At 46.6% G+C, this 15,421-nt stretch carries 14 protein-coding genes; 12 read left to right on the top strand and 2 right to left on the bottom strand.

Annotation, left to right across the window (positions count from 1 at the left end):
• Nucleotides 1-40 precede the first annotated feature (40 nt).
• Nucleotides 41-970: a heme o synthase gene (gene cyoE / locus MKY42_RS27285; RefSeq protein WP_339846148.1), complete on the top strand. Its 930-nt coding sequence runs from the start codon at nucleotides 41-43 to the stop codon at nucleotides 968-970.
• 228 nt (nucleotides 971-1,198) lie between these two features.
• On the top strand, nucleotides 1,199-1,813 hold the full coding sequence (locus MKY42_RS27280; RefSeq protein ID WP_309086759.1) for an SCO family protein: 615 nt from the start codon (nucleotides 1,199-1,201) through the stop codon (nucleotides 1,811-1,813).
• Nucleotides 1,814-1,896: 83 nt separating this feature from the next.
• Here MKY42_RS27280 and MKY42_RS27275 read toward each other — a convergent pair whose 3' ends face one another.
• The gene (locus MKY42_RS27275; RefSeq protein WP_090904536.1) at nucleotides 1,897-2,244 is read right to left on the bottom strand and encodes a toprim domain-containing protein; all 348 of its coding nucleotides are present in this window, start codon (nucleotides 2,242-2,244) and stop codon (nucleotides 1,897-1,899) included.
• Nucleotides 2,245-2,597: 353 nt separating this feature from the next.
• The gene (locus tag MKY42_RS27270; RefSeq protein WP_339846143.1) at nucleotides 2,598-3,773 is read right to left on the bottom strand and encodes an MFS transporter; all 1,176 of its coding nucleotides are present in this window, start codon (nucleotides 3,771-3,773) and stop codon (nucleotides 2,598-2,600) included.
• Nucleotides 3,774-3,989: 216 nt separating this feature from the next.
• Here MKY42_RS27270 and MKY42_RS27265 point away from each other — a divergent pair, with 216 nt between their 5' ends.
• The 10 genes from MKY42_RS27265 to MKY42_RS27220 all read left to right on the top strand — a co-directional run bounded on the left by MKY42_RS27265 (nucleotide 3,990) and on the right by MKY42_RS27220 (nucleotide 15,383).
• Nucleotides 3,990-4,445 carry an ATPase gene (locus tag MKY42_RS27265; protein ID WP_090904588.1) on the top strand — a complete coding sequence of 152 codons (456 nt, stop codon included), beginning with the start codon at nucleotides 3,990-3,992 and terminating at the stop codon, nucleotides 4,443-4,445.
• Between the two features lie 18 nt (nucleotides 4,446-4,463).
• Complete coding sequence (locus tag MKY42_RS27260) at nucleotides 4,464-5,612, top strand: transglutaminase domain-containing protein (RefSeq protein ID WP_090904534.1); 1,149 nt, start codon at nucleotides 4,464-4,466, stop codon at nucleotides 5,610-5,612.
• 105 nt (nucleotides 5,613-5,717) lie between these two features.
• Nucleotides 5,718-7,742, top strand: coding sequence for a penicillin-binding transpeptidase domain-containing protein (locus MKY42_RS27255; protein WP_339846138.1), 2,025 nt, complete (start codon nucleotides 5,718-5,720; stop codon nucleotides 7,740-7,742).
• 367 nt (nucleotides 7,743-8,109) lie between these two features.
• Nucleotides 8,110-10,089 carry a penicillin-binding protein 2 gene (locus MKY42_RS27250; RefSeq protein ID WP_090904532.1) on the top strand — a complete coding sequence of 660 codons (1,980 nt, stop codon included), beginning with the start codon at nucleotides 8,110-8,112 and terminating at the stop codon, nucleotides 10,087-10,089.
• Nucleotides 10,090-10,334: 245 nt separating this feature from the next.
• Nucleotides 10,335-11,282 carry a zinc ABC transporter substrate-binding protein gene (locus MKY42_RS27245; protein ID WP_339853127.1) on the top strand — a complete coding sequence of 316 codons (948 nt, stop codon included), beginning with the start codon at nucleotides 10,335-10,337 and terminating at the stop codon, nucleotides 11,280-11,282.
• A gap of 31 nt (nucleotides 11,283-11,313) precedes the next feature.
• Entirely contained in the window at nucleotides 11,314-12,135 is an 822-nt protein-coding gene (locus MKY42_RS27240; protein ID WP_257031841.1) for a metal ABC transporter ATP-binding protein, read from the top strand.
• A 3-nt stretch (nucleotides 12,136-12,138) separates the two neighbouring features.
• Nucleotides 12,139-13,098 carry a metal ABC transporter permease gene (locus MKY42_RS27235; RefSeq protein WP_090904531.1) on the top strand — a complete coding sequence of 320 codons (960 nt, stop codon included), beginning with the start codon at nucleotides 12,139-12,141 and terminating at the stop codon, nucleotides 13,096-13,098.
• Complete coding sequence (locus tag MKY42_RS27230) at nucleotides 13,098-13,970, top strand: metal ABC transporter permease (RefSeq protein ID WP_339846131.1); 873 nt, start codon at nucleotides 13,098-13,100, stop codon at nucleotides 13,968-13,970. Before MKY42_RS27235 ends, MKY42_RS27230 begins: the two co-directional genes overlap by 1 nt.
• A 359-nt stretch (nucleotides 13,971-14,329) precedes the next feature.
• Nucleotides 14,330-14,500: a hypothetical protein gene (locus MKY42_RS27225; RefSeq protein WP_339846128.1), complete on the top strand. Its 171-nt coding sequence runs from the start codon at nucleotides 14,330-14,332 to the stop codon at nucleotides 14,498-14,500.
• 133 nt (nucleotides 14,501-14,633) lie between these two features.
• On the top strand, nucleotides 14,634-15,383 hold the full coding sequence (locus MKY42_RS27220) for a Cof-type HAD-IIB family hydrolase (RefSeq protein ID WP_339846125.1): 750 nt from the start codon (nucleotides 14,634-14,636) through the stop codon (nucleotides 15,381-15,383).
• Nucleotides 15,384-15,421: the final 38 nt, after the last annotated feature.

Here is a 15,421-nt window from a genome sequence, read left to right as displayed (position 1 = left end):
GAAAACTCCATGAGATCAAGAAGAAGGGGGATTCGCAAGCGTGGACAATCCATTGAGATACCAGGCTTCTTCCGAATCGGCAACACGATCTGCGCCTCCGATGAAATCAGGGACGTGGAAAGATTTTATCCATATTACGAAACCAGGCATTCTTCGAACTAATCTTATTGCGGTTTTTGGTGGCTTTTGGCTTGCATCCCAGTGGGACGTCAACTATGGCAAAATGCTGCTGACCCTGCTTGGAACGGTACTGATTATGGCTTCTTCTTGTGTATTTAACAATTACTTTGACCGTGAACTTGATCTCAAAATGGAACGTACCCGCAACAGGTCCTTACCTACAGGACGTTTAACACCCAAAGTTGTTCTATCCTATGCCATTATTTTGGGTGTGCTTGGATTATTCATACTCTTTTCCTTCTCCGGAGTACTTGCCGGATTATGCGGCATTTTTGGCATGTTTGTCTATGTGATTATGTACACCCTTTGGTTAAAGCGTTCGTCGACATGGAGCACCTCCATTGGCGGTCTGTCTGGTGCAATGCCGCCAGTCATCGGGTATGTCGCAGTAACCGGACGTATGGATCTTGGTGCATGGCTGCTTCTGGCCATGTTGTTTCTATGGCAGCCTCCACACTTCTGGGCGCTCGCAATCCGCAGGGTTGAAGATTATCGGGCTGGCGGATTTCCGCTATTACCGGTTGTGAAGGGCATTGAACGGACCAAGCTTCAGATGATTCCTTATCTGGTTTTGCAAATCTTTGTCCCGGTCCTCATGTATTCTTACGGGTACGCAGGAATTTTCTATCTTACCGTTTCACTGATACTTTCCGTACTGTGGCTGTACTACGCACTGAAAGGCTTTCGTGCACAAGATACATATGCCTGGGCCAAAAAGGTATTCCTTTACTCCATTAACTATCTATCCTTGAGTTTTATATTGATGATTCTGGATACAGTACACAAGTAAGCAGCATGAAATGCTGTAATAAACATTAGATAGGCACGGGTCCATGGAACGGCTACAATAACAAGGGAGCCCATTACAGGTTGGGTTCTACGTATACATATGCATCACAGTGGTATGGGAATGAGGAAATGTCATTAAAAACACGATTCAGAGTCATGAATTTTATCGAAAATCGTTAAAACCTTAATGTATGCGTATTCATATGATCTGATATCGGAAGGGACGATAATGATGCTGAAAAAGTATAAATGGACATGGATGCTGCTGGGGCTTGCGCTGATCATGGCGGTGTATTTAATGTGGGGCACCGTTTTTGCCAGCAAGGAAAAGTTACCCGAAATTCGGGAGATTCAATCCTTTTCGATGGAAAATGTGGATGGAAGCACAGTATCACTGGATGATACCAAAGGCAAGGTACGTTTGTTCTACTTTTATTTCACCAGTTGTCCGGATGTGTGCCCAATTACGACGTTTACGCTATCCCAGGTGCAGGATCTGTTGAAAGAGGACGATACCTTTGGCAAGGATGTCTCGTTTGTGTCCATCTCGTTTGATCCGAAAGTGGATACCAAGGAGAAGATTAAGGAATTTGCAGATCGATTCCACGCGGATTATGATGGCTGGTACTTCCTGCGGGGGGATATGGATCAAACGAAGCAGCTCGCCAAGGAATCATTCCAGATCCTTATTGAGGGTGAGAACAAGGACGATTTTGCCCATATGAACATGATTGGATTGGTGGATCGGAATAATCAATTGCGTAAGGTATACAATGCGTTTAATACAGAGGATGTTGAACCAGCAGTCATTGCAGAAGACATTCGCAATCTGATCAAGGAATAAAAATGCGTTCATAATAATTTTCGCCAAATAAAGAGGCTGCTTCCTGGGTTGGATGAATACCCCGGCGAGCAGCCTCTTACGGTTTAAAACGATGGGAGTTCAGGATATTGGATATACGATTCCAATCCGGCTTTCTCCAGCTGGGCGATGATGTATTCATCGGGAGTTCCCTCTACACCCGCATAACCGCGTCGTGTATACATCTGTACTGCATCCGGGAAGGCATCTCGCAGCACACCCCTGATTTTTTTGCCCGAACTGTCATTATCCATAAATAAGTAGACCTCATCGTAACCAACCTGTTTGCGCAGCGACTCAAGCTTGAGGGAATTCAGTGTTCCAAACGTGCACAAAATGTTGATTTCGGGTCCTACAAGTCGTTTGAGTTTACTGCGGTCATTTTTACCTTCCACAATGACATGAATAGGCATCATATTCACCTCTTGATCGAGAGCTTATGTCGACATTCCCCGGGAAATGTTGCAGCGAAAATCGACTGGATTATATAAAATGGACCTTCTAATTTTGACACGAGCGACTACACTGACAGAAACATCTTTGATTTCTAACTTTCAGCAACAGTGGCCGTTCCGATTACGGATCGTCCATTCCTAATGAGGATAGTTAAGAAGAAATCCGTAGATGAAGAAGTCACTTCGTTCGTGTGTAAAACATCAGTCCATTTTATATAGTTTAGCTGTAAATGGGGGAATGATGCAAAGCCAAGAAAAATACAAGCCTTTCTGTTGTCAAAGAGTACGGATAGTAGATCATTCTGATACGGTTAACCCAGTATGCTTTTGGGATCAGACAGGGAAGCTTCCCGTCTGGCTGTGAAGTAAGGGAGCAGCATAATGCCGATCATCAATAATACAAAGGCAATGAAATACGGCGATAAACCCACACGAAGCTGTCCTGCTGTGATTGGGCCGATGAAAGAACCGATGGAGGTAGCAATGGATTGTAATGAGAAGATACGACCCAGCTTGTTACCGCCGCTTAAATGAATAAAGAGTGTTGCCATGGCTGGGAAAATAATGCCTTTGGACATCCCCAGAACGAAAAGCACGGAAGACAACGGAATTTGTGGTATCGCCGCCATAACAAAGAAACATAAAGACATCAGCAGCACGCCTGCAATCAACCGCAGTTTGGGGGAATAACGGTTGAGAAATAGCATGCTCAGGGTAAATAGTGCTCCAACACTGATAATGGAAAACAAAAGTCCGGTAGACATCATGGACGAATGTCCGCCTCCACGCAGTGGTAGTTCAAAAAAAAGAATTCCTTGAGCACAAGCAATAACAAGGGGCAGAGCAAAGTATCGCCAGGATACGGGCAGGAATTTTCTTTTTTCTCCAGCCAGGTTGCTAGGCATGGCGGGCTCGGTCACTTTTTCGTGCTGAACCTCAGCGAGGCCTTTGGGCATGGATAACCATGCGATAACACCTGACAGAATGAGCAGATAACCGAGACTTGCAAAGGTGGCGGAAAACCCTAAAGCTCCGACGATCAATGCGCCTGCGGCGGGGGACACCACGGATGCCAGCGTATGTACGACGCCATGACCTGACATATACTTGCCTTGCTTGATCGGATCATTTGATAATTGCGCAAGCAGTGCGAGACAGGCCGGAGACAGAAAAGCAAGTACAAACCCGCTGACGGAGCGCAGGGCGAGCAGCTGCCATGGCGTATGGATTTGAGCCTGGATTAGCAAAATGATGCCTGCACCCAGCAAACTGAATACAATGTAACGACGACTGCCATGTTTGTCGATCTGGGTTCCGGCAATCAGATTGCCTGGGAGATGAGTCAAGGAATAGATGCCCATCATCCAGCCGATGAAGGTCGGGGCCGCCCCGAGCGAGATAGCGAAAGGGGTCAAGATTGGATACTGCGCGTGCAGATCAAAAACAGCAAGGAACAAAAATAGATATAGCCAGATGGCCGTTTTCACATAAGCCCCTCCTTGTTAAGCGATGCATGTTCAATAACTGGTCATGATGTGTTCCCCGTTCCTTGGACAGAACCTCATGGTACTACTTGTACGCCCGGCGGGACGAACTTAGACCGTTTATTTTTACATAGGAGGGCTTAGCTGACAGCAGCTTCGGAAATCATGTATAATATTCGGGAAGTGTTAATAATCAACTCTAATACGGAAGGTGTAGTCATGAACATAGAAGTAATTAAAGAGTTTGTGATGCAGAACTGGCTGGTGATTGTGGTTGCGTTGATCATTTTGTTCTTTGTTCTGAACGTGGTCAAAACCGTATTGAAATGGGCGATTGCCATCATCATTATTGCGGCTCTACTGATATACAGCGGCATCTCCATTGATCAGATCAAACAGACAGTTACAGACGTTCAATCAAGTACGATGGACACATTGAAGAAGGAAGCGACCAGCATGATGCTCAAAGAAGCTTCCAAAGCAACATACACCAAGGGACAGGATGGAGCATTTACCATCACAAGCCCCAATGTGGAGATTAAGGGTAGAACGAATTCGGATAAAGTCGATGTTACATTCCGGGGGATCTCAGTGGGTGAATGGAAGGTCGACAATGAAACGATACGAACTTTTGTCAAACAGGCACAGGAGAACGGAACAGCACCGTCTTCGTAGTAAAGGAGGAATGGATACGTGCTGCAAAGTTGGCTGGATAGTCTGAAAGAATTCAACGGCATAACGATTATGCTGCTGCTGATTGTGGCCGCTTCATTGCTTCAAGGGTGGTCCAGAGGTGCTTCGCGTTCGGCAGGAAGACTCTTTGGATTCCTCATGGATGGCATTATGGCGGTCATTGGTATTCTGTTATCCATCGGTTTAACCTTATGGCTTGCGCCATATGTTCAGCAATGGTTGTCTGTGCATGCGGCAGACATGCCGAACCGTGAATTGAACCGATGGGAGCAGATGTATTATACACTGATTACGGCCATTGCTGATTTTCCGCTGATGCGGTTTGCCGTGTTGTTTGTAATTAGTTATGGCTTCATCCGATTGGTTCTCGGATTGCTCTCTTCCCTTATTTTCAGCAGAAGATACAGTGCAGCAGAGCAAGAGAGCAGACCAAAAGGATTTTTCAGCCGCTTTACGGGTGCTGTGATTGGTACAGTTATCGGCTCCGTCCGCGGGATGATTGTGATTGCCGTGTTGTTCATGATTGTCAGTCTCTATCCGGGCAGCATGTTTAGTCGCTATGTAGAGGCTTCGCCCATTTATATGCAAGGGGCCAAATCGGTTATAGAGCCATTATCAGGTACTTTCATCAAAGACAAGCTGCCTGTATTTACGCAAGCCGTGCAAAAGGAACTTGGCGCGATCCTGCAACGCAAATATGAAGTCATTGACCATAACATTCCGGCGGATATTGAATCTGCGGCAAAAGAAATTGTGAAAGGTCAAACGACAGATGAAGCCAAAGCCAGGGCATTATATGACTGGGTAGGTTCTCGCATTCAATATGACTATGGCAAAGTGGATGACTATGAGCAAAAGGGCATATGGCACGAGCAGACGCCACAGAATACATTTGATACACGTCAAGGCGTATGTATCGATTACGCTCGTCTATATGCGGTTATGGCTCGTTCACAGGGGCTGGAAGTCAAAGTGGTTACAGGTCTTGGTTATAACGGGCAGGGTGGATATGGTCCGCATGCCTGGAATGAAATATATTTGAGTGATTCGGAAAGCTGGGTTCCGCTTGACCCTACTTGGGCAATCAGTGGCGATTGGTTCAATCCTCCTAACTTTGCCGATACCCATCTGAAAGATCAATCAGCTTAACATTACGCCGGACATGGGTCCGGGAGATGACGACGTTGCCAGGTTATCATGCCGAGGCTGTAAAGTCTGGACGGTATGCATCAAGTCATGAAAGAGGTAGGATGAATGAACAATCATTCAAAAGAGAAGGACGAACTTACGGACAAGCGGCGCTTCAGTTACCGGATGAACGTATTTTTCTTCGCTTCCTTTGTTATTTTTAGCGTTATTATTGTACGCTTGGCGTTTTTGCAATTCGTGGAAGGGCCTGAGCTCAGTCAGGAGGAAGCGAGCAATATTACCAAAGATGTACCGCTCGCTCCCGTGAGAGGAACCATCTATGATTCCACGGGTGAGGTGAAGCTGGCTTACTCCAAGCCGATTCAATCCTTGTACCTGACCTTATACAAAAATTATGGAGATGTGGATGGCAAGCCTAATCCGAATATAGCGGAAGTGGAGGACATCGCCACTCGGCTGCATGATGTTTTTGAGCAGTATAAGAAAAAGGATTCCGAGGCCCTTACGGTCGATAACATCTTAGAAGCCATGGACCTCAATTCGCGTAAAGCGAACGGGTTCATGCCACGTCTGATCAAGAGTGATCTGTCCGATGAGGAAGTGGCGTATTTCTTGCAGCATAAGGATGAATTCAAGGGAATTCAGATTGTAGAGGAAAGTGTGCGTTATTATGATCCGGATACGGTAGCCGTTCAGACGATTGGTTATCTCAAAAAGTTCAAAAGCTCCAAAACACTTAATAAATACAAAGAGATTGATGAGGCCAATAAAAAGCAAACGGACCCAGGTCTTGTATATACCGAGAATGAGTTTGTTGGCTTTGATGGACTGGAACTGCAATATCAGGATGTTCTGCGGGGAAAAAGCGGTTATAACTCCGTGGACGTTGATTTACGGAACTTGCCTGAAGGTGTAGCAGGCTCTACCCCACCCGAAAAAGGGTATGACCTGATTTCAACCATTAACAAAAATGTTCAGGTGAAAACGGAACAAGCGATACTGGATCAACTAAGCTGGCTGCATACACATCAGGTCTCTGGTAAGCTGCATCCCAATGCAAAAACAGGTTTTGCAGTCGCAATGGAAGTGGATACAGGGAAGATTGTTGCTGCTGCCAGTATGCCGGATTACGACACGAATGTGTGGAGAACTGGTGGTATAAGTACTGAAGATTACGATAAAATAAAATATATTTATCAAAATGGTACCATTCGTGGATTCCCGCCAGACGATTCTAATAAACGAGCGGAATCGGTTGTATTGCTTGGTTCCACAATCAAACCGCTTAGTGTATTAATTGGTTTGAAGGAAGGTTTCTTCACGACCAATTCCGTTTATTCGGACAGAGGATCTACGACATTTGGGGGCGACAACCGCAGAGTACAGAACTCTTCCGGTCACGTATACGGTCTGCTGACTCCTCATGATGCGATTCGTCATTCTTCCAACGTGTTCATGATTGATGAAATCGGCAAGAAGCTGTACTCCAAGTATGGCGCCAAGGGAATTGGCGTATGGGATGAATACATGAAGCAGTTTGGACTTGGTGTACCTACTGAAGTAGATTTGCCTAATGAATATTCCGGTTACTTGGAATACATTAAGAGTGAAGAGAGCTCACTTACTAAGCTCGTATATGCTTCCTTTGGACAACAAGGGAAATATACAACGATGCAGCTGGCACAGTATGCTACGATGCTAGCGAATAAAGGAAAACGAATGCAGCCACAATTAGTCAGTGAGTTCCGTGATTCAGAGGGCAATGTGGTTGAGAAAATGAAACCGAAGGTGCTCAGCACAGTCGATTTTAATGATGCTTACTGGAATGAAGTACAGCGAGGCATGGCAACCGAAGTAACGGCGTTTAGTGGATTCCCTTATGACTTTGCTAGAAAAACAGGTACATCCACACAGTTAGTCGGAGGTAAGTTGGTGGATAACGGGGTATTTATTGCTTACGCTCCACGTAACAATCCGAAGCTGGCTGTAGCTGTGGTCATCCCGGAAGGGGGCTTTGGCTCGAACAGTGCGGCTCCCGTAGCACGTGCGATCTTCGACGCGTATGATGAGGAGTTTGGTCTGGACGGTATACCGAAAAAAGATAAAAATAAAGAATCAGATACACAGTAATGTGAGTCTTTGATTCAAAGAGGGGACCCTTTCGAGGGTCCTTTTTACGTTTGCCCAGGACTAAGAGGCCACTTTCCCACAAACTGCTGCAAATCTGTATGTAACAAACATTGTGCATGTCACGTTTATATAAGAGAGTGAAAATTTATTTTAAAAGTATAGAGATTAACGATATGTCTGTATTGACATCGTTTCGAAAGAATCGCCATATATCTTTTCTGTTTACGAAAATGTAACCAAAATCTGGAGGACATGGCAGTTGACCTTTGATAGACTTGTAGAAGGAAAGGTATGTTATTTGAACCGAATGATGCAATATGCGTGATAGATGAATCTACTTTTACATAAGAACGGAGAGGCTTATCCCATGTTTAACCGATTGAGGAAAAAGAAAATGTCCAATGAAGATACACCAGTCAACAACAAGCCGTCTAGTGTAAGAATGAATATGTTTTTTTTCGCTGCGTTTGTGATATTCAGTATCCTCATTTTCAGGTTGGCCTTTGTTCAATTTGTCGAGGGACCTGAACTTGCGTATATGGAAACCAGCCGTAATACCAAAGATATTCCGCTAGCCCCTGTTCGGGGGCCGATATATGATGCGACAGGTAAAGTCGCACTGGCCTATTCGGAGCCTGTGCAGTCTCTCTATGTATTGTTGTATGAGGATTATCGAAATGATGACCGCAAACAGGAAGCGCAGGAACTTGCTGATGAACTGGCGGCTGTGTTTAAGCAGTTTAATCCGGGGGACAAAGAACAACCCGATGCAGAAGAAATTATGAAGCGACTGGATCTGGAATCTCAGAAGGCACATGGGTATACTCCTCGTCTGGTGAAATCGGATCTCAACATGAAAGAAATTGCTTATTTTATGGAGAAAAAGTCTGAATATCCAGGTGCTATGGTACTTGAGGAAAATGTAAGAAAGTATGATCCCGATAGGGTCGCAGTTCAGGTGATCGGATATACAAGAGAGTTCAAGGGCCAACAGGACAACTTGGACAAGTATAGAGAAATCAGCAAATCGGAAGCAACAGAACGCGATCCAGGATTGCGCTATACCCAGCAGGAAAAAGTTGGAGTTGATGGCCTTGAATTTCAATATCAGGAGGAGCTTCGTGGGCGTAGCGGCTACCAATCGATCGATATTAATTTGCGTAATTTGCCAGAGGGTACGATGCAACAGACTCCGCCGGAGAAGGGATACAGTCTGGTCTCCACAATCAATAAGGAAATTCAGATGGCAGCGCAGCAGGCAATAACGGATGAATTGCGTAAACTTCCGAACGCCGTTACGGGATATGCGGTAGCCATGGAAGTGGATACAGGCAATGTAGTGGCTATGGCGAGTATGCCTGATTATGATCCGAATGACTGGGATTATGACAAGATCAAGTACGTTTATCGCAACGGAACAATGGCTTCCTTCCCACCGGACGATTCGAAAAAACATACGGAATCCGTTGTTTTGTTGGGTTCCGTTATTAAGCCACTTAGTGTACTAATTGGATTGAAAGAGGGTCTGTTCAGTACAGGGCAAACCTACTATGACCAAGGGTATGCTACTTTAGGGAAAGATGGGAGAAAGGTTAGAAATTCACACTCGGCATTTAACGGCTCTATTACAGCGAGACGGGCTATTGAGAAATCTTCCAATGCCTTTATGATTGATATGGTGGGAAAGGGCCTCTATAACAAATATGGGGCGACCGAGGGCGTGGAAGTGTGGGACAAATACATGAAAAAGTTCGGTTTGGGCGTGTCTACAGGAGTGGATTTGCCGAAAGAGTATCTAGGTACACTAGAATACAATAGTGATAATGACGAATCAGGCTTGACGAGGTTAGCGTTTGCTTCATTTGGACAGCAAGCAAAGTATACAACGCTTCAACTCGCACAATATACCACGATGCTTGCCAATAAGGGCAAACGGATCGAACCTCATTTAGTGAAGGAAATCCGTGACGCCGAGGGCAATGTGGTCAAGAAAATCAAACCAAAAGTGTTAAACGAGGTTGATTTTGCTGATGCATACTGGAATGAAGTGCATAAGGGTATGGTCACCAAAGTAAGTTCGTTTGACGGTTTCCCCTATGATTATGCGAGAAAAACAGGAACCTCGGAGCAGGGGACAGGGCCGAATAAAAAGGAAAACGGTGTATTTATCGCATTTGCACCACGGGATAATCCCAAGCTGGCTATAGCTGTTGTTGTACCCGAAGGTGGCTTTGGCTCGGTCAGTGCGTCTCCGATTGCACGTAAAATTTTCGATGCTTACGATGAAGTGTATGGCCTCGATGGGACTCCAAAAGGGAAGAAAGATCAGGGGAAAGATACGGAGTAACGTGAATGAAGCAGCGCAAAAGAAAAAGAACAGAAGATAAGCGGAAAAGAAAACAGGCTAATTAAATCGCCAATATACTCTTTTGGACAGGCAGGGGAAATTATCCCTTGCCTTTTTATTTTTCATCGGCTAAAATTTGCACAAGGGAAACATTATTAGACGAGTATAAGTTTTGATACCTTGTACAACAAAATTAGGCGTGGACAATTATGTTAGGAGAGGGAAAGGGGCGATTGGAATTGTTGATGGTGAAGATGAGGAGCATACAGAGAGGATTAATGACGCTGGCAGCTGTTGTTTTGGTTATCGTGCTAACAGCATGCTCAGGTGCAGCGGAAACAGGAGGCAGTGAAGGGAAGGTACAAGTCACAGCCACAACAGGCATGATTGCGGATATAGCACGTGAGGTCGGCGGGGCATATGTTGATGTGACCGGGCTGATGGGCCCAGGGGTAGATCCTCACTTGTACAAGGCTTCGCAGGGAGATATTCGGAAGCTGGAGCAAGCGAAGGTCATTTTCTATAACGGATTGCATCTTGAAGGCAAAATGACAGACATCTTGGAGAAAATGTCCAAGAGCAAAATAGTAACGGCTGTCTCGGAGAACATTCCGGTGGAGGAATTGCGTTCAGGAAAAGATACAGGCGGAACGGAATACGATCCACATGTCTGGTTTGACGTCAGCCACTGGATGCATGCCGCAGAGGCGGTGCGCGATACACTTGTGGAAGCAGACCCGGAACATGCAGAAGAGTACAAGACCCAGGCAGAGCAATATTTAATGAAACTGGAGGCATTGGATTCCGAGGTGCGGGAAAAAATCCAGGAGATACCGGAAGCCAGCCGGGTATTGGTTACGGCGCATGATGCCTTTGGATACTTCGGCCAAGCTTATGACATGAAAGTAATGGGGCTTCAAGGAATCAGTACAGCAGCAGAGTATGGTGCGAGGGATGTCAGTGAGTTGCGAGATTACCTTGTAGAAAACAATATCAAAGCGGTATTTGTAGAATCCAGCGTACCAGCAAAAGCGATGGAAGCAATTATTGCCGGGGCAGCCGAAAAAGGACATACCGTAAGCATTGGTGGTGAACTGTTCTCGGATGCGATGGGTGCTGAGGGAACAGAAGAAGGAACGTATATCGGTATGATCCGCCATAACACTCAGACAATTGTAGAAGCATTAAAATGATAAACGATATAAAGAGAGGAGTGGACAGAGAATGAGCGATACCATTTTATCCGAAAAATCTCAACTACAGCCCAATGCCAACCATCTGAAGGGAACACAGCCTACATCAGCTCCTCTTAGTGTGCGGGATCTGGCGGTGGCTTACCATAAAAAGCCGGTGCTTAGTGGAGTATCTTTTGACATCCCGGAAGGTCAGCTGATTGGTATCCTTGGTCCAAACGGGGCTGGGAAATCCACCTTGATTAAAGCCGTTCTGGGACTAGTGCCCAAAATGCACGGCGAGGTTAAAATTTTTGGCCAGTCCTACCGAGAACAGCGTCGCCGCATCGGCTACGTACCACAGCGTGAATCTGTTGATTGGGATTTCCCGACTCACGCACTTGATGTTGTCATGATGGGGCGTTATGGACATCTGGGCTGGTTCCGCCGTCCAGGCAAAAAAGAACGGGATCTGGCAGCTCACTGCCTGGAGCAAGTGGGCATGGGTGATTATATGTACCGCCAGATCAGTCAGCTGTCCGGCGGACAGCAGCAGCGTGTCTTTCTGGCACGGGCACTGGTACAGGATGCGGAATTGTACTTTATGGATGAGCCGTTTGCAGGTGTGGATGCCACAACGGAAAAAGCTATCATTTCACTGTTGGAACAGTTGAAGAAGCAAGGAAAGACCGTACTGGTTGTTCACCATGATCTGGCGACAGTGGAGGAATATTTCGACCATGTGTTACTGCTTAATGGACGGCTGGTTGCAGGTGGACCCACGAATGAAGTATTTGTACCAGATACTTTGCAAGAAACGTACGGAGGCCGGATCGCGATGATTGGAAGCCGGTCGGAGAAAGGCCAGGTGTAGTGCATGTGGAACTGGATAGTAGCCATCTTGTCCGATCCCAATACACGCTGGATATTGCTTGGCTGCTTGTTACTCGGATTCAGTAGTGGAATTATTGGCTCTTTCACATTTTTGCGTCGTCAGAGTCTCATGGGAGATACGCTGGCTCATGCAGCTCTGCCAGGAATTTGTATCGCGTTTATGTTGACTGAAACCAAATCCGTAGGATTATTTCTGTTCGGTGCGCTCGTGGCTGGAATCATTGCAACCTTCGGTATTTCGTGGATCACACGGTATTCCCGGATCAAGCAGGATGCGGCGATGGGGATTGTGCTGACTGTATTTTTCGGTATTGGCGTAGTGATGCTTACCCGGATTCAGCATGGTGCAAGCGGAAGTCAGAGTGGACTGGATAAATATTTGTTTGGTCAGGCCGCATCCATGGTGATGACGGATGTGTATGTTATGGGCGGTGTCTGTGTTGTATTATTGATCGCTTGTCTGGCATGGTTCAAGGAATTCAAGCTGGTGAGTTTTGACCCGGGATTCGCACGGGGCATGGGACTGCCCGTTGGCATGCTGGAACAACTGATTTTGCTGTTGACCGTTATTGCGGTTGTTGCAGGAATTCAGGCGGTGGGTGTGGTGCTTGTCGCCGCTTTGCTGGTGACCCCTGCGGCAGCAGCTCGCTGCTGGACGGACTCGCTCTCGCTTATGGTACTGTTGGCCGGCATATTTGGAGCACTCAGCGGTGCGACAGGTACAATCTTCAGCACCCTGGTGCCTAATCTGCCGACAGGACCAGTAACGGTACTGGCAGCGACAGTGCTATTTGCGGGTTCCGCGTTGCTTGCTCCACGACGTGGACTGCTGGCACGGCGCTTGCGAAGTATACAGGCGAAATCCGCTTATTTGAGAGAAGAGCATGCCACGCTCCAGACACTCTCTGCACAGCGGGCACAGCAGGAACGGGGTGAGTTGTAATGGCAACGTTTTGGATTATATTAACGGCCATTCTGGTATCCTCCGCCTGTGCCATTCTTGGCTGTTTTCTCATATTAAGGCGGATGGCTCTGGTTGGTGATGCGATCAGTCATGCCGTTCTACCGGGGATTGCAATTGCTTTTCTATGGAGCGGCTCACGTGATTCGTTATGGATGCTGCTTGGTGCGACGGTATTCGGATTATTAACCGTGTTCTTCATTCAAAGCTTGCAGGCTGGTGGACTATCATCGGATGCTTCCATCGGAATAGTATTTACGGCACTCTTCGCAGTGGGTGTCATTCTGATCAGTCTGAATGCCGCGCATATTGATCTGGATCTGGATTGCGTGCTGTTCGGTGAGATCGCCTATGTCCAGTGGGATACCCTAACGCTTGGAGGGACGGATGTAGGCCCAAGGGCGGTCTGGATGCTGGGCATCACCTTGCTGGTCATCCTCCTTGTCATCGGTTTGTTCTACAAGCAGTTCAAGTTGTGTGCTTTTGATCCGGCGTTGGCTGCGGCTTGTGGCATTCCGGTGGTACTGTTCCACTATCTGCTTATGGGGCTCGTTTCCATGACATCGGTGGCTTCATTTGAAAGTGTAGGGTCCATCCTCGTGGTAGGCATGCTGATTGTACCTGCGGCGACGGCGTACTTACTCACGGATCGATTGGGCAAAATGATTCTGTACAGCGTGCTCGTAGGAGCGGCTTCCTCGGTTGGAGGCTATATCATGGCTTACGCGCTGGATGCTTCCATTGCAGGTTGCATGGTGGCCGTAGCAGGCATTCTGTTTGTGCTGGCCCTGCTGCTGTCTCCAAAGCATGGTATTGTCTTCCGTTATGCTCGTCGCAAATTCGCGGCACGTTAATGGATAAAAAAGTAGCAGCCGCCTGCATTGCAGGCGGTTTTTTCATGGATACAGGTAAGTTTTATCTTATACCAGACTTTTACACGAATTGGAACAGTCGCCTGTTACTATGTTGCAAAGGTTCGCCCGCTTCGCGGGTTACTTTGTTGCAGGCAGACGATCTGTGGTAAAATGTCGTTAGCTGTGACGTCCGGAGCATCCGCCTACGCGGATGCCGGGCGATCTTTTTGTGAGAGTATGTTGAATAGATATAAAGAGCATATAAGTTGAACTGGAGATACATTGGAAAACGGAGAGGACAGAAGGGACCTGAAGAGGGGAGCTTTGTTTATGAATTTTCCTTCTACAAAATAGGTGTTATGAGGTCTAAATACACAGGTGATGTAGTGAAGGGGACGGAATCGACTGAAGAAGCGATAGCGTTCGCCTTTGTCTCCGAATTTCTAACCTTTAAGAAGAGAGAATCTAGAAAATTTGGAGACAACAGCGATCGGAAGACGATCCGTACACGTAACGGTTACCTCGTATAATCTCAATACACTAAAGAGAAAGGTAATTCTGAAACAAAGATAACAGCGATCGAAAGGTTTTCTGGCCACTTAGTGTCTAGATGTATATCCATGAGTTCAACTTGGAGAGAGACAACTGAGGAGGAAATACGGCATGAGTGAATTAAAATACAAATTGCTTGCATTGGATATGGATGGAACATTGCTTAACGATAACCATGAGATCACACAGGAAACCGCCAAATGGATTCAGATCGCCATTCGACGGGGAGTGCATGTGTGCCTTTCGACAGGAAGAGCTGTTTTTCATGCGATGCCTTATGCGGTACAGCTTGGGCTGGAGACCCCGATGATAACGGTCAATGGCAGTGAAGTCTGGAAAGCTCCGCATGATCTGCACATGCGTCATCTGATGGACCCGGCATTGATCCGCAAAATGCAGGAGATTGGCGAAAAATATAATAGCTGGTACTGGGCATACTCCGTGGAAGAGCTGTTCAACCGTGATCGCTGGACGGACAATATTGAAGCTCTGGAATGGCTGAAATTCGGATTCAATACCGAAGTGGATGAAGTGCGTCACCAGATTATGATGGAGCTGCAGCAAATGGGCGGCTTGCAAATGACGAACTCCTCACCTGTTAATATTGAGATTAACCCGGGTGGAGTCTCCAAAGCGAGCGGTGTAGCTGAAGTCTGCAAGCTGCTGGGCATAGAGATGTCTGAAGTGGTTGCTGTTGGAGACAGCTTGAATGATCTGGCCGTTATTGAAGCTGTGGGTCTTGGTGTTGCCATGGGCAACGCGCAGGAGCAGGTGAAGGAAGCGGCTGACCTGATCGTAGCGAGCAACAACGAAGATGGCATTGTCGAAGTCATCCGTGATTATATTTTGAAGGGGGAATAACCTTTGCTCGCAACCGTTGGCTGGATTTTAATTGTACT

Source organism: Paenibacillus sp. FSL W7-1088, assembly GCF_037969855.1.
Lineage (GTDB): Bacteria > Bacillota > Bacilli > Paenibacillales > Paenibacillaceae > Paenibacillus.
Note: the sequence above shows the minus strand (reverse complement) of the source record. Positions and strands in the feature narration are given on the sequence as shown.